Source organism: Glutamicibacter sp. AGC46, assembly GCF_053543715.1.
The window spans coordinates 320,553-339,445 of sequence record NZ_JBLVOJ010000012.1 but is presented as its reverse complement, the minus strand read 5'-3'; the positions used below and the strand labels follow the sequence as shown (position 1 = coordinate 339,445).

Genomic DNA, 18,893 nt, shown 5'->3' with positions numbered 1-18,893 from the left:
CCAGTCACGGGGGCGTTCACTGTGCGGATCTGCTGGAGATCCTAGTCAACTACGCGTTCAGGCGATCCTTCAAGCCGTCGAGCTCTGCACGCAGCGAAGCTGGCAGCGCGTCGCCGAACTTGGCGTACCACTCTTCGATGGCCTCGACTTCGGTAGTCCATTCATCCTTGTTGACAGCTACTGCCGCTTCGACGTCGGCTGGGGTGAACCCTTCAAGGCCGGCCAAATCCAGGGACTCGCCGGTCGGGACGTTTCCGATGATGGTTTCCCGGGCGTCCGCGGTGCCTTCGATACGCTCGACAGCCCACTTGAGCACACGCGAATTGTCGCCGAACCCTGGCCACGCGAAGCCACCGTCAGCCGTGCGGCGGAACCAGTTGACCAGGAAGATCTTCGGCATCTGCTCTGGGTTGAGCTTGTTCGAGATCTTGTCCCAGTGGTTCAGGTAGTCGCCTGCGTTGTAGCCGATGAATGGCAGCATCGCCATCGGGTCACGGCGAATCACTCCGGTCGCACCTGCAGCGGCTGCGGTGGTCTCGGAGGAAAGGGTCGAACCCATGAAGATGCCGTTGGTCCAGCTGCGGGCTTCGGTCACCAGCGGAATGGTGGTCTTGCGGCGGCCGCCGAAGAGGATCGCATCGATCTTCACGCCGTTAGGCGAGTAGTAGTCCTCGGAAAGCATGTCGACCTGGTCGATCGGGGTGCAGAAGCGCGAATTAGGGTGCGCTGCCGGACGACCGGATTCAGGAGTCCAGTCGTTGCCCAACCAGTCGGTCAGGTGCGCAGGAGCCTCGTCGGTCATGCCCTCCCACCAGACGCCACCGTCATCGGTCAGCGCAACATTGGTGAAGATGTTGTTGCCCTTGGAGATGGCGCGCATCGCGTTCGGGTTGGTGGACCAGCCGGTGCCTGGCGCCACGCCGAACAGGCCGTATTCGGGGTTAACGCCGCGCAGCTCGCCGTCCTTGCCGATGCGCATCCAGTTGATGTCATCGCCCAGGGTCTCAGTCTTCCAGCCTTCAATGGTTGGATCCAGCAGCGCCAGGTTGGTCTTGCCGCAGGCCGACGGGAATGCCGCGGCAATATGGTACGACTTGTTCTGCGGGCTGGTCAGCTTCAGGATGAGCATGTGCTCTGCGAGCCAGCCTTCATCGCGGGCCATCGCCGAGGCGATGCGCAGCGAGTAGCACTTCTTGCCCAGCAGCGCGTTGCCGCCGTAGCCCGAACCGTAGGACATGATGGCGCGCTCTTCGGGGAAGTGCACGATCCACTTGTCTTCGTTGCATGGCCAGGCAACATCTTCCTGGCCCGGCTCCAGGGGTGCACCTACCGAGTGCAGCGCTGGAACGAAGAAAGCGTCCTCGGCTTCCATCTTGCGCAGTACTTCATTGCCGATCTTGGCCATGATGCGCATCGAGGCAACGACGTAGGCGGAATCGGTGATCTCCACGCCGTAGGCAGGCACTTCCGCGTTCAGCGGGCCCATGACGAATGGGATGACGTACATGGTGCGTCCGCGCATCGAGCCATCGAACAGGCCGCTGAGCATGGACTTCATCTTGGTTGGGTCTTCCCAATTATTGGTGAAGCCTGCATCTTCTTCCTTTTCGGAGCAGATGAAGGTGCGCTCTTCGACTCGGGCCACATCCTTGGGGTCCGAGAAACCAGCGTAAGAGTTAGGGAAGTTCGGATCGGTCAGCTTGACCAAGGTGCCGGCTTCAACCAGCTCGGCAGTCAGGCGATCATTTTCTTCAGCTGACCCATCAACCCAATAAACACGATCCGGCTTCGTCAGTGCGGCAACTTCCTCAACCCAGGATGCCAACTTCTCGTGCGAAGTAGGTGCTGCGCTGATAACGTTCTGATCCGAGCTCGTGCTCATTATCCATTCCCTCCATTGGGCTGAACTTGCAATAAATCAAGGCTATTAGGTGCTCAACTCCAGCGCCGTGTGATCGAAACCTCATGAAAGTGAAACCCGGAGGACCAGAAGGAAAAAATTCCCGAAATTCCGGGGGTTGGTCTAAACGAATTAACTCGATTATGTGACGAAGGTCACGTAGACCGGTACCCTTTCAGCGTCTTCACATAACCTTATGTTCATCTGGACCCACTAGCTTTGCCCCTCGATTTGTACAGCGCGAAATCGACCTGTATAGTTATTCGAGGTTCGTGAGAACAAGCCACACAAAAGAATATGCGCCCATAGCTCAGCTGGATAGAGCGTCTGTCTACGGAACAGAAGGTCAGGGGTTCGAATCCCTTTGGGCGCACCAACTGAAAAATTCCCACTCGCTCGAGTGGGAATTTTTTGTTTCCCCCAAAGGATTGCCCGATGACACAGCTTGCTCTAGGCGGCCAGCTCAGCCTGCGCCTGCTGGAAGTCGCCGACGCAAAGCAAGTCGCTGAGTCCTACCAGCGCAATCGACAGCACCTGGAGCCCTGGGAGCCGGCTCGCCCCGCAGAATTCTTCACCGAGACGCGGCAAGCGGCACACCTCGCAGCCGCCTCAGAAGCTCGCCGAAGCGGATTGGCCTTTCCCTTCGGGCTCTTCGAACGGGATGCGCTCATCGGACGCTTTAATATCAGCGGAGTGGCCCGTGGCGCATTCCAAAGCGCCAGCCTGGGCTACTGGATCGATCATGAATACACCGGGCGGGGCTTGGCTTCCCGAGCCGTGGCCACCTTGCGCACGGTGGCGCTCAACGATCTGGGCTTGCACCGGCTGGAAGCCAGTACGCTCCCCCACAATTACGGCTCGCAGCGCGTTCTTGAAAAGAACGGCTTCGTCCGAATTGGCATGGCGCCGAACTATCTGGAGATCGAAGGACGCTGGCAGGACCACAACCTCTACCAAGCGATCTTGCACGATCATTCGGCTTCCAATCCCGGTGATTCCGTAGTCGACTAGTTATTTTGTGAATCACGGCACTTTTTGCTGTTTTGGTTCTTGCTCCCCGGAAATCTCGTGTAAAGTTATTCAAGTCGTCAAGACGGCTAATAAATGAATATGCGCCCATAGCTCAGCTGGATAGAGCGTCTGTCTACGGAACAGAAGGTCAGGGGTTCGAATCCCTTTGGGCGCACCAACTGAAAATTCCCACTCGATCGAGTGGGAATTTTTTTGTTAAATCCCGGCGGTGGACGGCAGCGGTGCCGCAACAGACTAGTGCGAAGCGCGCAACACCAATTTCGTGTCCATGATGCTCCACTCGGGTACCTGTTCTCCGTTGATGCGTTTGATCAACAGTTCCGCCATGATTTCGCCCTGGCGCTCCGGGTTCTGCGCAATGGTCGTCAACGGCGGTGTCGAGCTTCGCGCGAAAGAGTCATCATCAACGGACGTTACCGAAATGTCCTCCGGCACTTTCACACCGGCTTCCCCTAGGGCTTGCAAAGCTCCGAAGCCCATCTGGGCACTGGCGGCAAACAGGCCGTCTACCGCAACATCCGCGTCCAGCAGCTGCTGCATGATGCGCCGTCCGCTAGCCGGGGTGAAGTCGCCGATCTCAATAGCCGCAGGCTCCAGGCCCGCGCGTTCAACTGCCTGCTTGAATCCCACCAAACGGTCCAGTCCCGCGCCCATGTCCTGTGGCCCGGCAATAATTGCCAGCTTGGTGCGTCCCTGGCCAAGGATGACCTCAGTCGCTTGCCTGGCGGCGGCGATGTTGTCGATATCGACAACATAGATGTCCTTTTGATCGGTGCTCATGGTGCGTCCGCCATAAACCATGGGCAACACAGTTCCGAGATCCGCATAGGAACGGTCATCCGCGTGGTGCGAAAGCACCAGCGCGCCATCCACATTGCTGCCTTGCAGGTAACGGGTGGTTTTCACCGGATCCGCTTCGGTGGACAGCAGCAAGGTGAGCATGAATTCGGTATCGGCCAAGTACTGGGCAGCGCCCTGGACGACCTTGGCGAAGTACGGGTCTGCGAAGAACTTCGCGGTGTTCTCGGGAACCACCAAGGCGATGGAATTGGTCCGGCCCTGCGCCAGGGAACGGGCGGCACGGTTAGGCACGTAGTTCAATTCGCGGATCGCCAATTCAACAGCCTTGCGAGCCCCTGGCTTCACCCGATCCGAGCCATTCACTACACGGGAGACCGTGGCCCGTGAGACACCTGCGCGTTCTGCCACCAACTCGAGGGTCGGTTTCGGGCTCCGCGCTTCGTGCATGATCATGATCTTTATCCAGGTGCCTTGCAGTAGTCCGTCGGTGAAACACGATGATGGTCCGCAGCACCATCGGCAGGCTGCGGACCATCATGCTCAGGTGTTATGCCATTGTACGGTTTGCGGCAATCAACCCTGCGTAGGCCTTGCCACTATTCTTAATCGTTCGCACCTGGGTCTGGTAATCGACGTGGATAATGCCAAAGCGCTTCGCGTAGCCCCAAGCCCATTCGAAATTGTCCAGCAAAGACCAGACAAAGTAGCCGCGGACATCCACGCCGTCTGCTATCGCGCGGGCCACAGCATCAAGGTGGTTGAGGATGTATTCCTCGCGTTCGGGATCTTCAACGGTTCCGGCTTCCGTCACCGTATCGGTGTAGGAAGCGCCATTCTCCGTGATGTACAGCGACGGAAGGTTAGCGTAGTCCCGGTTCAACCGGTTCAACAGCACGCGCAGCCCTTCGGGATTCACTTCCCAGCCCATGGCCGTGCGCGGCAGGTCGCGTGCCGGGAAGGTCACATACTCGCTGCCGACAAATGGCGAAGACTTCGGCGAATCGGTAGGCACCACGGGCTGCGGCTGGCCGGCGGGCAGCGGATGGCCTGAAACGTTGTCATCGTGGTAGTGGTTCACGCCCAAGAAGTCGATTGGCTGCGAGATGATCTCCAGGTCTCCTGCTTCAATGACTTCAGCCAGCCCCAAACCCCGGACGTCTTCAAGCAGGTCGTCGGGGTAGGAACCGCGCAGGACAGGGTCCAGGTACATGCGGTTCCACAATGCGTCGACGCGACGCGCTGCTTCCAGATCCACCGGATCGCCGGGATTATTCGGGACCGCGTTGGTCAGGTTCAGCGTGATGCCGATATGCTCCGCGCCCAGTTCGCGCAGTCGGGCGGTGGCCAACCCGTGGGCCAGATGCTGGTGGTGCACCGCTGCCAGCGCGGCTTGAGGTTCTTGGCGTCCCGGGGCATGCTCGCCGGCGGCGTAGCCAATCAGCGAAGAGCACAGCGGTTCGTTGAATGTCGTCCAGTGCTTCACGCGGTCACCGAGCTTTTCATGCACAGCCTCCGCGTATTCGAGGAATTTGTAGGAGGTCTCGCGGTTGGTCCAGCCACCGCGCTCTTCCAATGCCTGCGGCAGATCCCAGTGGTAGAGCGTCAGCCACGGCAGGATGCCATTCTCCAGCAGCTCGTCGACCAGCCGGGAGTAGAAATCCAGGCCTTCGGGGTTCACGGCGCGGCCACCGGGGACCACGCGAGCCCAGCTGGTGGAGAACCGGTAGGAGTCCAGGCCCAGTTCGCGCATGAGCTGCACATCTTCGCGGTAGCGGTGGTAGTGGTCCACTGCGACTTCGAGGTTCTCACCTCCTGCGATGGCCCCTTGCTTCCGGGCGAAGGCATCCCAGACCGAATCTTCCTTGCCGTAGGAATGGCCAGCGCCTTCGATCTGGGCTGCTGCCGTAGCCGAGCCCCACAAGAATTCCTTAGGCCACGCGAATTTTTGGGATAGGTGGTTCATCATTAGCCCTTTACAGCTCCTGCCATAATTCCGGATACAAGTTGTTTGCCTGCAAGTATGAAGAGCACCAGCAGCGGGATCGTGGCCAGCAGGGCCCCGGTCATCACGATGGTGTAGTCAACGTATCGGGCAGACTGCAGTTGGCTCAACGCCACCTGCAAGGTTGGGTTCTGCGGTGCCACCAGCATGGGCCACAGGTAGTCGGTCCAGGCGGTCATGAAGGTGAACAGCGACAGGATCGCCATCGCCGGGCGAGCCGCTGGAACCCCGACATGCCAGAAGGTGCCGATCATGGAGGCGCCATCCACGCGGGCGGCCTCGATCAGTTCATCGGGGATGTTCTCCACCAGGTACTGGCGCATGAAGAATACGCCGAAGGCAGTGACCAGGGTCGGGATGATGATGGCTCCCAGCGAGCCGGTCCAGCCGAATTGCTTCATCATCATGAACATCGGGATGATGCCCAGCTGGGTGGGCACGGCCAAGGTGGCGATCACGAAGACCAGCAGGCTCTGGCGTCCGCGGAAGCGCAATTTGGCGAAAGCGTAGCCTGCCAGGGTGGAGAAGGAAACCACCGAGAAGGTGATTACCGAGGAGACGATGATGCTGTTGCCCAGGGCCGCCCAGAAATCGATGGAGTCCAGGACTTCGGCGACATTGGTCCAGAACTGGCCGCCTGGCAGCAGCGGCGGGTACGCCGAGGCGAACACCGCACCGGTGGAGGAACCGATGACGAACGAATACCACAGCGGGTAGGTGCTGCCAATGAGGAAGGCCAGCAGGATTCCGTAGGTGAGGAAGCCAGGACGGCGGTCCATGGAGAAGTTCTTGCCGCGGCGCTGGGGCGCACGGACCTGGCGCGCGGGGCGTTCCACTGTTGCATTACTCATTTGCTGCACTTCCGCTCTGCGTTCCGTTGGCCGGCTTTGCTGCTTTGGCTTCGGCTCGGGCAGCTGCCCGACGTGCCGCTCGGGTTCGGCCAGTGTTGCCGGCGCCCTTCTTGTCGGCCGAGGAAGCGATGGATCCGGAGATCAGGAAATTGATCACGCCGATCACGATGATGATCAGGAAGAGGATCCAGGCCACGGCCGAGGCGCGTCCGAAGTCCCCGCGATTGAAGGCCAGGTCCCAGAGGTAGAGCACCGTGGTCTGGTACTGGCGGTCCGGGCCGCCTGGAACCGAGCTGCTGGGGTTGAACAGCTTGGGTTCGGTGAAGATCTGCAGGCCGCCGATGGTGGCAGTGATGATCACGAAGATCATCGTGGGGCGGATGCTGGGCAAGGTAATCGAGAAGAAGCGGCGGATCACGCCGGCGCCGTCGATGGCCGCCGATTCATGCAGTTCGCGTGGCACCGCTTGCATGGCTGCCAGCAGGATCAGCGCGTTGTAGCCGGTCCAGCGCCAGTTCACCATGGTCGCAATAGCCATATGCGACGGGAAGACCTCGGTCTTCCACGCGATCGGGTCGATATTCACGGCGGCCAGCAGGTTGTTCAGCACGCCATACTGCTCGTCGAATGCCGAGGAGAAAATCAGTGTGACGGCCACCGGCGTGACCACGTAGGGAACCAGCACGCTCATGCGCCAGAAGGTCTTGGCGCGGATGTTCTGGTCCAGCATGGCCGCGATGAACGTCGCGATCACCAATTGCGGGATGGCCGAAAGCAGGAAGATGCTGAAGGTATTGAACAGGGAATTCCAGAACAGCGGAGAGGTCAGTTCGGCTTTGTAGTTTTCCAGGCCGATCCAGGCTCCTGCTCCGCCGAGCAGATCCCAGTCATTGATCGAGACGACGAACGTGTAGATCAGGGGGAACAGGCCCACCAGGCCGAAGAGGATGAAGAATGGCGAGATGTAGAGGTATGGGGAGTACTTGAAATCCCACCGCCCGCGAAGGTGCCGGCGGCGCGTCCTCCGCTCGTCCCTGGTCTCGGCCGGCGTATCCCCGGCCGGAGCATTGTTCCCCCTGTTCCAACGCTGGGGCTGCGGACTGGGCGCGCTGGCGTCCCGGTCTTGTTCCGGGGCATCGTGTGTTGTGGTGCTCATCAGTGGCATCTTTCCTGCTGCAGTAGCTGTCCAGGCATGGGCCGCAACCTCGTTGCGTGCCGCGGCCCTTGCCTGGATTCGAAGCGGGCTACGGGATTACTTGATTTCCAGTTCCTGCAGGGTCGAGAGGGCCTTGTTCCAGGCGGTCTCGCTGTCGCTGCCAGCATCGATCGCCTTGATAGCCGGGCCGAAGACTTGCTCCTGGATCACCGAATCCTGCGGGCCCTTGTACTGGGCCTGGACGCCGTTGGCGCGGTTGCCCAGGATTTCGCCCACCGGTGCGTTATTGAAGAATTCGCTCATCTCATTCGCGCCGGTCACTGCCTCGGACTTCTGCGCTTCCAGGTTCGAAGGGAACGTGCCGGCTTCCTCGAATGAGGTCGCCTGCGACGATGCGCTGGTCAGGTACTGGGCGAGCTTCGCAGCCTCGGCCGGGTGCTCGGAGGTGGTCGGCACGGTCAGGAACGAGCCGCCCCAGTTGGCCGCGCCGCCCGGGAAGACATCTGCGAAGTCCCAGCCTGCGCTGGAGTCTCCGCCGGCACCCTCAACCTGGCCCTTGACCGTGCCAAGCATCCAGCCCGGGCAAGGCATGACGGCGAAGGAACCGTCAACGAAGGCCTGGCCCTTGCCCCAGTCCCACTGGGTCTGGTTGGCCGACAGCCCCTTGGACGCAGCATCGGAGAGCAGGTCCCAGCGCTCGCGCAGTTCGGCGTTGCCCTCGATATTCAGTGATCCGTCAGCCTTGTAGTAGCCCTCGTCGAGCTGATTGACCATGGAATTCCAGACGAAACCGGACTGGTCGTAGAAGGCCTTGTCGGTCTTCTTCACATACTCGTTGCCTGCCTTGAAGAAGTCTTCCCAGGTTGCGTCGTCGCCACCGAGCAACTCGGCAACTTCTTCGCGCTCGCTGGGCATGCCAGCGTCCTTGAACAGCTTGGCATTGAAGCAGATGCCCATCGGCCCAATGTCCGTACCGTAGCCAATGACGCGGCCTTCTGGGTCGGTGGCCTGCTTGACCTTCCAGTCAACCCAATCCCCCGCTACCTCATTGGCACCGAACTCGCGCAGATCGGTGAAGGAATCTGCAACCGACATCACCTGGCCCAGCCAGCCTTCTTCCACTGCTTGGACATCTGGCAGGCCGGCACCCGCAGCCTGCTTGGTCTTCCAGTCGGTCAACGCGTTGCCACCGGTGTCGATGTTGGTGGCTTCGATGGTGATTCCAGGGTTTTCCTTCTGGTACTTCTCGTACAGCGGGTCCAGTCCCTGGGTGCCGAAGGTCGTCACGGTCAGCGTGACCGGGTTATCAGCCGAGGCCGGCTGGGCATCCTTGCTTGCGTCGGCTGCGCAGCCGGTTGCTACCAGGGCGATGCTTCCGGCAACGGCCGTGGCCAGTGCCAGTGGGGATTTGCGTGAGGGTTTCACGGTGACTCCATTTCGGATATGAATCGTGCGAGCGGGCGAGCGCCAACAAGTTTGAGAGCGCTCTCAAAATACGGCAAAAAAGAAAATTCCTGCGATTTCCTGGATGCCTGAAACGATGAAAGCGACTCTGCCAAACATTTTGTGAGCGCTCTCACAAATCTTCTCCAACAATTCTCCACGATGGAAGTTTTCTGTCAAGCCTTTTCCCCCAAAGAATTCTCCGCCCCGCAGCCAGCACCCCTTTGGGTTCCCCAAAGCGGGTTAAAAGAAGGTGGCCAGGCGCTCTTCAGGGAAGAAGAGCGCCCGGCCCCCGCGCAGGCGGGAAAAGTCAGTTTTTCTTATCCAGCTGCAGTCCGACGAGCACCGGGTCATGATCCGAGGAACGGTACTGGTCAGCCGCGAACAGGTTAGTGATGTTGTTGTTGTAGCGGCTGTATTCGTAGCCCACGGATTCAAGGGCGTTGATGTTCCAGATGTCTTCTCCAGTCACCTTGCCCGCCAGCTTCTCCGAAGCGAAGATGTGGTCCAGCGAGCCCACCAAGCCGTCGTAGAGGTAGCTCTGGGAATCGGCTGCGGCGCCCAGGTCCACGTACCCGGCTTCAACCAGAACCTGCATCGGATCTTCAGCCGAATAGGAGTTGAAGTCCCCCGCCAGCAGCACCTGGTCGGTATTGCGCGATTTCTTCAGCTCGTCCGCGAAGCCAACCAGCGCTTCCGCTTGGCCGACACGGGCTTCGTTCCAAGCGCCTTGACCATCGCCGCTGTCGGCATTGCCCGATCCATCAGCAGGATCCGAGCCCTTGGACTTGAAGTGGTTGGCAACGACCAGGAAGCGGGTGTTCTGGTTTCCGCCAACACGCTGGAAAGCCTGGGCCAATGGATCCCGGGCGTTCACGAATGCTGGATCGTCGAGGATGACCGACTCGTCGATGGGCTTCACGGCCTTGTCGCGGTAGATGATCGCGGTGCGGATAACATCTTCGTCAGCGGGCACAACGGACGGGGTCGGGACATAGCTCCAAACCTTCTGGCCAGCTTCCTGGTTCAACTCGTTGACCAAGTGAGCCAGGGCGGCATCGCGGTTCTGTCCGAAGCGTGCCGAGTTCTCGATTTCTTCCAGGACCACCACGTCTGCGGTGAACTTGCCCAGTGCGGCAACGATCTTGGACTGCTGGCGCTCAAAGCTTTCAGCGGTCGCCGCGCCGCGCGCATCGCAACCACCGCGGACATTGATCGGATTGCCCTCGCGGTCGGTGTAGTACGAGCACCCATCGAGCATGTCGCCGGTAGTGGTGAAGTAGTTCAGCACGTTGAAGCTGCCAACGCTGACATTGCCGCCCACCTCTTGCGGAGCGTCGTTGTCGACCTGCTCGAAGTTCACGGCGATATCGGCATCATCGGCGCCGCCCACCTGGCCCTGCGGCTGCAAACGCCACATATCGTAGCGGTAGTCCAAGATGACCGGTGCGATGAAGGATGCGTCAGCGCCCACGGTGACGCGCTGCTGCGCGTCGATGTACGGCAGGGCGATCTGCTTGTTCTTACTGGTGGAGAAGTTCAGCGTGGCCCCGTCATCGACCACGATCGAGCGCTGCTCGTTTTCCGCCGCGAGAGCCTTGGCCTGGGCACTGCCCGGCTTGAAGACATCGGTTGGCTGGCGCAGCAGCCGTTCGCCGGGCAGGATCTCGCTGGTGCCCATGGCCAGGCTCAGCTCGCCGTACTGGTTCAGCGAGTAGTTATCCGAGACGGTGAACTCGCCCTGCGGTTCGATCAGCATGGATTCAAAGCGCTCGCGCTCTGCATCGCTGCTCGGCAGCGAAATCGCCAGCGGCTTGACGCCCTGCGCCGGCTCATCGAGCACCTCGACGCTGCCGGCCTTGAGCTGGGTCAAGCCATAGTATTCGGACACTTCGCCAGAAACCTGGACATGGTCACCGACGCTCACCGAGGAAACCTCGTCCGGCGCGTACACGAAGATCGCCGAGCTCGCCTGGCCCGAGGCATCTACGCCGCTGCCAGCGCTCTGCAGATAGAAGCCGCGGAATCCGCCGTCGGCATAGGCTCCGGTGACAACACCGCGCACAGTTGCGTCCTGGCCAGCCATGGGCGAGCTGTCGCCGGTCCCCTGGATCTGCTCGATGGGGGTGATTTCGGCAGTATCGGCGTGTGCCGCCGAGAAGCTCGAAACCGCAAGCGCGGTTCCCAGCACCGCGGCAGCGATGCGAGTGGGACGTCTATTGATCATGTTTTTCCCTAGGTAGATATTCAAGCAGCGGCGGCCCTGCCGCGTGCATGGGCCTGGTTCCAAGGTAAGCAAAGCCCGATTAACTGCACCTGAACTCTGCCCCGCTTTTTCGTGACGTACCCAACAACCATCAAAGGTCATCAAACGCTTTACGTCCAGTAGTGATTAAAGGAATCTTTTCACTAATTGAACTGACCGGTCAGTTCAATTAGTCTTTAACTGTGCTAACCGCAGATTCCATTACCGTCAAGGGGCGCCACGACCAGCTCGTGGGGCCCACCTCCGTGCAACTGCAAAGAGGTGAACTGCAGCTGCTGGTATCCGAGCCGCAGATTTCCCGGACCGCGCTGGCCCTTGTACTGAGCGGACGCATGGCACCCAGCTCCGGAACGGTGGTGTGGAACGCGGATCCGAAGCTGCGAACCCTGCGCAAGCACAGCGCTCTGGTCGATTCGCCGGGGATCAATGAACCCGAATCCCACTTGAAGGTTTGCGATCTTGTCGCAGAAGATCTGGGACTGATCCCGGGACCAAGCTGGCGCAAGCCCGGCGCCAGGAAGTGGATGGCGCAGCATGGATTCGACGATATCGCCAGCTGCTGGAGCGATGCCATCGATCCAGGCCGCCTCTTCGAGCTCCAGCTCCTGCTGGCTGCCGAAAATCCCCGTCTGGAATTGCTCATCGTCGATTCACCGGACCGGCACGATCTGGAAGACGAGCATTGGCTCGAGACCCTGGAGAACTTCGCTTCCTCGCATCGGGAATTCGCGGTCCTGGCTATCGTCAGCCGGCTGCCCCAGTGCTGGCAGCAGCAAACTGGGCAGGCTGCCGCCCCGGAACCCGCAGTACTCCCGCTGCCCGATCCATCCACCGGGTTCATCCAAGGCGAACTCGATCTGGGCCTGGATCACCTGGCCATGACCGAGGGCATCGCGGACAACCACGATTTCTTCCTCCCAGCCGACGAACTTGCTGACGCCGTTCAGTGCGAAGCAAAGGAATAGCCCATGACAACTTTGCGACTTGCCCTCTCCGAGCTCAAGCGGATGAGCCGCGGCACCTTGCCCAAACTGGCGCTCATCGCGGTCACCTGCGTTCCGCTGCTCTATGGCGCACTCTACCTCTACGCCAATTGGGACCCCCAGGGAAACCTCGACAAGGTCACGGCCGCCGTGGTCAATCTGGATGAAGGCGCCGAACAGGACGGCGAGGAAACCCGAGTCGGCGACGACGTCGTCGAGGAATTGGAAGACGACGGCACCTTCAGCTGGGCGCACGTGGATTCCAAGGCGGAAGCCGAGCAGGCCGTGGCCACCGGCCAGTACGCCTTTGCGCTGATCCTGCCCGAGGACTTTTCCTCGGCCCTGGTCTCGCCGGGCGATTTCGATGATGCCGAACAGGCCAATATCGAGCTGCTGACCAACGATGCCAATAACTTCATGGTGTCCAACTTCGCCAAAACGCTGGCTACCACGGTGCGCACCTCGGTCGCCCAGGAAGTGGGAACCGAAACGGCTTCGGCGATGATCGCCGGATTCGTGGACATCCACGATTCGATGGGCGAAGCCGCAGACGGCGCCGGGAAGCTCTACGATGGCACCCTGCGACTGGGCGATGGCGTGGTCACCTTGGCCGATGGCACCACCAAGCTCGTCGATGGCAGCACCGAGCTGAACTCGGGCACCAAGACCCTGAAGAATGGCACCGCCGACCTGTCGGGAGGGTTGGGCCAACTGGTCGACGGCCAAACCCGGCTGCGCGACGGCAGCGCCGAACTGGCCGAAGGCACCGCGCAGCTGGCCGACGGCAGCAAAGAGCTGAGCGACGGTCTGCACACCTTGAAGACGCAGACCAAAGCGCTGCCCGGTTCCGTCTCGAAGCTGGACAAGGGTGCCGCCAGCGCCAAAGAGGCCGCGGATCAGCTTGCTGCCGGTTCGCAGCAGGTCGCAGACGGCAATCAGCAATTGGCCAGCACGGCAGATGACGCCATCGCGGTAATCGACCAGCTGCAGGCCAACACCAAAACGCAACTGGATAGCGTCAAGGAAGATACGCAGCAGCGCCTGGACCACTTGGTCAGCAGTGGCGCGCTCACCCAGGAGCAGGCCGATTCCATCCAGGGCACGGTCAGCCAAAGCGTGGAGAATTCCACGCTCAGCAATGCCCTGGATGCCAAAGTTACCCAGGTCAATTCCGAATTATCTACCCTGCAAACGCAGCTTCACACCCTCGCCGACGGATCGGCGCAAGTAGCCGAAGGAAACCAGCAACTGGCCACCGGCTTGGGCACCCTTGCTGATGGCACCAAGGCGCTGGATAACGCCATGCCTGCACTTGCGAAGGGCATCGACTCGGCAGCCCAAGGCTCGGCGAAGCTCGCCTCCGGTGCCGCCGAAGCCAACACCGGGGCAAAGACCCTGGCCGAGGGCCAGCAGGCCGCACTGAATGGCGCCACCGACGCGGCAGACGGCGCAAGTCAGCTGGATCACGGCGCCGGCACTCTGCTCGCCGGCACCGGATCCCTGCACGACGGACTGTTGCAGCTCTCCGATGGTGTCGGCGAACTCTCGGACGGGACCCATGACCTGCAAGAAGGTTCAGATGAATTAGCCACCGGGCTGAAGGACGGCACCGGGGAGGTTCCGAATCCCGACAAGTCCACCAGCGGGCAACTGGCCGATGTCATGGGCAATCCGGTAGCCGTCTCGAATAGCAAGCAGGCCGAGGCACAGGCTTATGGCGAGGGACTTGCCCCCTTCTTCATGACCCTGGCGACCTTTATCGGCGTGCTGATCCTGACCCAGGTAATGCGGCCGATGACCAAGCGCGCGCTGGCGTCCAACGGCAGCAACTGGAAAATTTCCATCGGCGGCTGGTTGCCGTTCGCCGCCATCGCAGTGCTGCAAACCAGCCTGCTCTACGCGGTGGTGCGTTTCGGGCTGGGACTGCATGCCGCCCACCCATGGCTGATCTGGGCTTTGCTGGCCGGTTCTGCCCTATGCTTCAGTGCGCTGATCCAGGGGTGCTTCGCGCTGCTGGGCACCGCGGGAAAGTTCGTGGTGCTGGTACTGATGGTCCTGCAGCTGGTCACCTCCGGCGGCACCTTCCCCTGGGAGACCTTGCCTGATTCGCTGCACCTGCTGCACCGGATCCTGCCAATGAGCAATGTGGTGATCGGCATGCGCCACCTGATGTACGGCGCGGATCTGGCAGTGCTGCCATCGGTTGCCGGTTCGTTGCTGCTCTACACCGCCATTGGACTAGTCTTGAGTATGCTTGCGGTACGCAAGAACAAGACCTGGAGCTTGAAAACACTGCAACCGGAGCTGAAAGAATGACAACGCCAACGGGCCAACGCCGCCGTGTGCGGGCCACGGATTCGAAGGAGAAGCTCTTCGAAGCGGCCATGCAGCTGCTCGGTTCGCGCTCCCCCGAGTCCGTCTCGGTGGACGAGATCGCGGCCGCGGCCGGCGTTTCCAAGGGCACGGTCTACTACAATTTCGGTTCCAAAGACGAGCTGGTCAGCCAGATCCTCAGCTACGGCGCGCACAAGCTCATGGGCGAACTAGCACGTGCGGCCTCCGGGGAAGACCCCTACCTTGCGCTGAGGCAGATGCTGGAATTCTCCATGGACTTCGTCGCCAGCTACCCCTCCTTTGCCCATCTGTGGATGCAGGAGCAGCTGAGCGCGGACACCGCCAATGCGTTCGCCAGCACCCCGCTGCACACGCAGGTGACCGGGCTGATCATCGAGGTGCTCGAACGCCTGGTCGTACTCGAGCCTGACCAGAAGCTCTCGGTAGCCACCAGCATTTTCGGTGCCGCCTTGTTTACCGCCCGGATGCGCGCCTCGGGGCAGTCCGGCCTGGATCGCGGGCAAACGGTGCGCGCCGTGCTGCTCACCGTGGATGGGCTTCGCGCTACCCGTCCGGCAGCCGGCTCCTAGGCCTGCGCTTCCCAGCTGGCGGTTTCCCTGATGCCAGGCAGTCCGGCGCTGAAGAGCAGCACCCCGGGATAGCCATTGAGCAGTTCGGCCACGTCGCCGTAGGCTCCAACGGGCAAGCGGGTCAGTAGCGAATCGACCACCAGCAAAGGCGGTTCGCGCAATAGTGCCCGTGCCACCAGCAACGATGCTTGCTGCCCGGAACTAAGCGGTTCGCCGCCCCGGCGCAAGCGGGCTTCCGCCCCACCGGGCAAATCGGCCATCTTCAAACCGCAGGTTTCAGCCAGCGCCACGGCCTTGCGCAGCGAAGCGCCCGGATGGCGATACCGCAGCGCACGGGCGACACTTCCGCGCTCGGGAACCATGGATTCCAATGCGGAGCCCACGAGCTTGCGTCGGCCGGCAGCAGGCAGATCCTCGCTGCGCCCCTCGGCGATCCAGACCCCGGCCTGCGGGTCGGCGCCGTGCACCAGGGCGCCGGTCGCAATGGCCGAAAGCAGCGCCGCGCATTGGCCCTGGCTTCCACGCAGCGCAATTCGCTCCCCGGGCTGTGCCCGCAGGGTGGAAAACTGGTCGGCCATCCCTGCGGGCACCTGGATGCGCACCGAGGAAGGCTGGAGCATCAGCTCCTTGGCATCGCGGGTGCTTGCCGAAGATTCTTCGCGGGCCCGCCAGCGTTCCTGCTCGGCCAGCAGCGGCGCGATGATTCGCCGGCCCGCCTTGTAATTCTGCCGGTACTCCACCACGCGGCCCCACTCGCCCAGGGTTCCTGCGCAAATTCCCATCAGCGTCAGGGCGGTCGCCACGGCGGCTGGCGGAAGCTGCGCCATCGAGGCCGCTGCCACAACCAGCGCGGTACCCAGCAGCGGAATGGCCAGCGCCCCGCCACGCAGGGCGGCGGCGAAACGGGCGCGATGCACCGAAGCATCGATCACCTTCTGCGAGGAGTCCTGCACCCTTTGCACTTCACGTTCCACGCCGCCGCCGGCCGCAATAGCTGTCCGCGCCGCGACGGTATCGGCAATGCGCGAGGCCAGGCTTCCACGGTGCCGGCGCAAGGTCCTGGCGCTCAGGAAAGTACCCCCGGCCAAGGCCGCCAGCAGGACGCCCTCGAGCACCAGGGTCGCGGCCAAGCTCAGGGCCAGGAGCGGATGCAGGAACCACAGGCCCGCACCGCTGACAATCAGCAATGGCAAACCGGCGACCAGCGGGACCATGCCCTGCACAATCCAGTTGCGGATCGAGGACAGGTCGTTGGTGGAACGGGCGATGGTGATGCCCATGGACGGACCGCGTGCACTGCGCAAAGCGTGCGTGACCAGCCCGCGGCGCAGCTGGGCCACATAATGCTGGCCGAGCTTCTCGGCCAGCACCCGTTCAGCGTACTTGGCCAGGAAGAAGCATCCCACCAAGCCCAGGACCGCGCCAAGAGCTGCCCAGCTGATGCGGGCCGAAAGCTGTCCGATCAGCCAGCCGATGGCAATCGAGAGCAAGCCGGCGAGAATGCCCAGGCTGAGCAATCCGGCCAGCAGCATCCGCCGCCCCGGCGCTACCAGCGCCGGCAGGCGCCCAGGCTGCGCCGGTTGCTCAACGGCGATCTTCTGGTCCAGCATCTTGGCTCCTAGCGGGTTGGCAGCAGGGCGGCGGCAACCTCTGCCTGGCACAGGTCGAAGGTCCCGACGACCGGGGTGGACAGCTGCGCCTGGGCTTCCATCGCGGCCAGCGGGGAGGCCGTGAGCACCCCGGAAACCGCGGCAACATCCAGGCCTGCTTCGCGCAGGATTCGCTCTCCGGCCTGGGCGCCCAAGGCGTCCTGGGCGCTGAACAGCACGCGGTCTACATGCTCGGCGAAAATCGGGTCGCGCAGCAAGCGGGAAGTTTCGCCCTGGAACAGCCCGTCGGCGATCTCGATGACCACTGCGTCTGCGCCGGTGGCGCTTTGCTCGCGGATCATCGCCACCAGCAGGTCGCGCACGGTTTCGTAGTCCAAGCGGTAGGTGGTTGGGAAGCCGAAGTCGGTGAAGTCGCAGACGCTGAAGGCGCCGGCATCGGTGAACAGGTTCGGATCATTGCCGGCACCCGTGCCGGTGGCCTTGCCTGCGGCAACTTCCATGCCGAAGTTGACCAGTCCGTTGACCAGGCATCCCAGGGTGGTGGACTTGCCGGAGTTCATCGAGGTGCCCAGCACTGCGATCACCGGCGGACGCGGCGCGGCAACCTGCGCTGCGCGCGGCGATGCGTTCTCGATGCCCAGTGGAGCGAAGTCCACCAGGTTCACGACCTTGCCGTGGCGCATCAGCAGGCCTGCGGGCTGCAGCTGTGTCGCCATATCGATCGAGGCGTGCTGTTCGATGACTTCGCTGGCGACACCGCCGCCTGCAACCAGCTGGCATGGACCCAGGTTATCCGGCACATGGGCCAGGAACTGGTCTGGTGCGTAGCGGTGGCCGTAGGCGACCATGATTTCCTGTCCGACGAACATCAGCTGGCGGCGGGAAACCGGGGACTGCAGGCGCGTGTGCTTGCCTAGCTCGGTCACAGCCGCAATGACGACGTCGCCGGCACGCGGCACCATGTTTGCGCGGCGCACGATCTCGAAATCCTGCGGATTGCGCTGCAGCTCGGCTGCAACGAAGCGGGTGGTGTAGGCAGCGCGGATGGTGCGGGCGCGCTGTGCATCGATCTGCTGCTGCACTTCATTGCGCGCTGCGGGGGTCTGCGTTGGAAGTGATTCTGCGATGATGGCCATCTGCCTGTTCCTCTTTCAGTGTTTCCGGCCCGCCGTTGCGGTTTGCCGGTGCTGGCCGTGCTGCCAACGATTCCCAGTGAAACGAGCAATGGTTAACTGAAAGTGAACGGTTCATGAGGCGGCAAGGTGTATTCGATGAGAGGCCTATCATCTGCTTCTCATAAAGGCAGATCACCGCTTATTTACAGGCTGACTAGTGCATTAGAAAAAACTTGATGAGACTTCTCTCATGCGGGCCGCGGTGCGGTGAAATGCGTGACGCGCGCATCACGGGCATCCAGGTGCGAGTACGGATGCTTGGTTTCCAGCACCGTGGTTCCCAGGGTCGGATAGTTCATCGCCAGCTCGTAAACGGCTTCTTCATCCGAGTCCATTGCCGCCAAGCGCAGCGCCAATTCCTGGAGCACCGGCTGGTGCCCAATCACCAGCAGGTTGCTGACCGTATCGGGAACTTCATTGATGATGGAGCACAGCTGCGAGACTCCCGCGGTGAAGATGCGCGAATCGACATAGGGGGTCGGGCCCTTCTCGCCGAGTTCGGAAAGCACCCAGGCGCAGGTGGAGCGCGCACGCAGCGCGTCGGAGCAGATGATGTAGTCCGGTATCAGGCCATTCTCCACAAGCCAGGCTCCGGCGGCTGGAGCTTCGCGGTGCCCGCGGGCCGCCAGCGGCCGGTCGTGATCCGCGACGCCCAGCGGGTAGTCGGCTTTGGCGTGGCGCATCAGCATGAGCTTGCGGGAATGCATGGTGTTCATTGTTCCAGCTTAAGACAGCAGTGGCGGGCAAACC

At 61.8% G+C, this 18,893-nt stretch carries 14 protein-coding genes and 2 tRNA genes; 6 read left to right on the top strand and 10 right to left on the bottom strand.

Annotation, left to right across the window (positions count from 1 at the left end):
* Positions 1–49: 49 nt before the first annotated feature.
* Complete coding sequence (locus tag ACNPM8_RS09805) at positions 50–1,882, bottom strand: phosphoenolpyruvate carboxykinase (GTP) (protein ID WP_388024327.1); 1,833 nt, start codon at positions 1,880–1,882, stop codon at positions 50–52.
* A gap of 317 nt (positions 1,883–2,199) precedes the next feature.
* On the opposite strand from ACNPM8_RS09805, the gene ACNPM8_RS09800 reads away from it, so the two are divergent.
* From ACNPM8_RS09800 to ACNPM8_RS09790, 3 genes are all read left to right on the top strand, one after another.
* Positions 2,200–2,276 (top strand) — tRNA-Arg (locus ACNPM8_RS09800).
* A gap of 59 nt (positions 2,277–2,335) precedes the next feature.
* Positions 2,336–2,911 carry a GNAT family N-acetyltransferase gene (locus tag ACNPM8_RS09795; protein WP_448939766.1) on the top strand — a complete coding sequence of 192 codons (576 nt, stop codon included), beginning with the start codon at positions 2,336–2,338 and terminating at the stop codon, positions 2,909–2,911.
* Between the two features lie 101 nt (positions 2,912–3,012).
* A tRNA-Arg gene (locus tag ACNPM8_RS09790) sits at positions 3,013–3,089 on the top strand.
* 77 nt (positions 3,090–3,166) lie between these two features.
* On the opposite strand, the gene ACNPM8_RS09785 is transcribed toward ACNPM8_RS09790, so the two are convergent.
* The 6 genes from ACNPM8_RS09785 to ACNPM8_RS09760 form a co-directional block, all read right to left on the bottom strand.
* A complete protein-coding gene (locus ACNPM8_RS09785; RefSeq protein ID WP_286134377.1) occupies positions 3,167–4,180 on the bottom strand; it encodes a LacI family DNA-binding transcriptional regulator in 1,014 nt (337 codons plus the stop codon).
* Between the two features lie 100 nt (positions 4,181–4,280).
* The gene (locus ACNPM8_RS09780; protein ID WP_448939765.1) at positions 4,281–5,699 is read right to left on the bottom strand and encodes a GH1 family beta-glucosidase; all 1,419 of its coding nucleotides are present in this window, start codon (positions 5,697–5,699) and stop codon (positions 4,281–4,283) included.
* Positions 5,699–6,586 (bottom strand): carbohydrate ABC transporter permease, encoded by an 888-nt coding sequence (locus ACNPM8_RS09775; protein ID WP_448939764.1) that lies wholly within the window; start codon positions 6,584–6,586, stop codon positions 5,699–5,701. Before ACNPM8_RS09775 ends, ACNPM8_RS09780 begins: the two co-directional genes overlap by 1 nt.
* Positions 6,579–7,742: a carbohydrate ABC transporter permease gene (locus tag ACNPM8_RS09770; RefSeq protein WP_448939763.1), complete on the bottom strand. Its 1,164-nt coding sequence runs from the start codon at positions 7,740–7,742 to the stop codon at positions 6,579–6,581. The genes ACNPM8_RS09775 and ACNPM8_RS09770 overlap by 8 nt, the downstream gene beginning before the upstream one ends.
* Positions 7,743–7,838: 96 nt before the next feature.
* A complete protein-coding gene (locus tag ACNPM8_RS09765; RefSeq protein WP_388024335.1) occupies positions 7,839–9,167 on the bottom strand; it encodes an ABC transporter substrate-binding protein in 1,329 nt (442 codons plus the stop codon).
* Positions 9,168–9,495: 328 nt separating this feature from the next.
* Positions 9,496–11,412, bottom strand: a complete 1,917-nt coding sequence (locus ACNPM8_RS09760; protein ID WP_448939762.1) for an ExeM/NucH family extracellular endonuclease — start codon at positions 11,410–11,412, stop codon at positions 9,496–9,498.
* A 221-nt stretch (positions 11,413–11,633) separates the two neighbouring features.
* Between ACNPM8_RS09760 and ACNPM8_RS09755 the strand changes: the two genes are divergently transcribed.
* From ACNPM8_RS09755 to ACNPM8_RS09745, 3 genes are read left to right on the top strand one after another with little or no spacing between them, the layout of a single operon-like run.
* On the top strand, positions 11,634–12,416 hold the full coding sequence (locus tag ACNPM8_RS09755; RefSeq protein ID WP_448939761.1) for an ABC transporter ATP-binding protein: 783 nt from the start codon (positions 11,634–11,636) through the stop codon (positions 12,414–12,416).
* Positions 12,417–12,419: 3 nt separating this feature from the next.
* Positions 12,420–14,750, top strand: a complete 2,331-nt coding sequence (locus ACNPM8_RS09750; RefSeq protein WP_448939760.1) for a YhgE/Pip family protein — start codon at positions 12,420–12,422, stop codon at positions 14,748–14,750.
* Positions 14,747–15,358: a TetR/AcrR family transcriptional regulator gene (locus ACNPM8_RS09745; RefSeq protein ID WP_448939759.1), complete on the top strand. Its 612-nt coding sequence runs from the start codon at positions 14,747–14,749 to the stop codon at positions 15,356–15,358. Before ACNPM8_RS09750 ends, ACNPM8_RS09745 begins: the two co-directional genes overlap by 4 nt.
* Here ACNPM8_RS09745 and ACNPM8_RS09740 read toward each other — a convergent pair.
* From ACNPM8_RS09740 to ACNPM8_RS09730, 3 genes are all read right to left on the bottom strand, one after another.
* Positions 15,355–16,968, bottom strand: coding sequence for an ABC transporter transmembrane domain-containing protein (locus ACNPM8_RS09740; RefSeq protein ID WP_448939758.1), 1,614 nt, complete (start codon positions 16,966–16,968; stop codon positions 15,355–15,357). The genes ACNPM8_RS09745 and ACNPM8_RS09740 overlap by 4 nt on opposite strands.
* Before the next feature lie 8 nt (positions 16,969–16,976).
* The gene (locus ACNPM8_RS09735) at positions 16,977–18,104 is read right to left on the bottom strand and encodes a DUF1611 domain-containing protein (RefSeq protein WP_448939757.1); all 1,128 of its coding nucleotides are present in this window, start codon (positions 18,102–18,104) and stop codon (positions 16,977–16,979) included.
* Between the two features lie 227 nt (positions 18,105–18,331).
* Entirely contained in the window at positions 18,332–18,859 is a 528-nt protein-coding gene (locus tag ACNPM8_RS09730) for a SixA phosphatase family protein (protein ID WP_105658818.1), read from the bottom strand.
* Positions 18,860–18,893 lie beyond the last annotated feature (34 nt).

What these genes read in the sequence shown, in the direction of transcription:
- ACNPM8_RS09805 (WP_388024327.1), bottom strand. Translation starts at nt 1,882, where the DNA reads ATGAGCACGAGCTCGGATCAGAACGTTATCAGCGCAGCACCTACTTCG.
- ACNPM8_RS09795 (WP_448939766.1), top strand. Translation starts at nt 2,336, where the DNA reads ATGACACAGCTTGCTCTAGGCGGCCAGCTCAGCCTGCGCCTGCTGGAA.
- ACNPM8_RS09785 (WP_286134377.1), bottom strand. Translation starts at nt 4,180, where the DNA reads ATGCACGAAGCGCGGAGCCCGAAACCGACCCTCGAGTTGGTGGCAGAA.
- ACNPM8_RS09780 (WP_448939765.1), bottom strand. Translation starts at nt 5,699, where the DNA reads ATGATGAACCACCTATCCCAAAAATTCGCGTGGCCTAAGGAATTCTTG.
- ACNPM8_RS09775 (WP_448939764.1), bottom strand. Translation starts at nt 6,586, where the DNA reads ATGAGTAATGCAACAGTGGAACGCCCCGCGCGCCAGGTCCGTGCGCCC.
- ACNPM8_RS09770 (WP_448939763.1), bottom strand. Translation starts at nt 7,742, where the DNA reads ATGAGCACCACAACACACGATGCCCCGGAACAAGACCGGGACGCCAGC.
- ACNPM8_RS09760 (WP_448939762.1), bottom strand. Translation starts at nt 11,412, where the DNA reads ATGATCAATAGACGTCCCACTCGCATCGCTGCCGCGGTGCTGGGAACC.
- ACNPM8_RS09750 (WP_448939760.1), top strand. Translation starts at nt 12,420, where the DNA reads ATGACAACTTTGCGACTTGCCCTCTCCGAGCTCAAGCGGATGAGCCGC.
- ACNPM8_RS09745 (WP_448939759.1), top strand. Translation starts at nt 14,747, where the DNA reads ATGACAACGCCAACGGGCCAACGCCGCCGTGTGCGGGCCACGGATTCG.
- ACNPM8_RS09740 (WP_448939758.1), bottom strand. Translation starts at nt 16,968, where the DNA reads ATGCTGGACCAGAAGATCGCCGTTGAGCAACCGGCGCAGCCTGGGCGC.
- ACNPM8_RS09735 (WP_448939757.1), bottom strand. Translation starts at nt 18,104, where the DNA reads ATGGCCATCATCGCAGAATCACTTCCAACGCAGACCCCCGCAGCGCGC.
- ACNPM8_RS09730 (WP_105658818.1), bottom strand. Translation starts at nt 18,859, where the DNA reads ATGAACACCATGCATTCCCGCAAGCTCATGCTGATGCGCCACGCCAAA.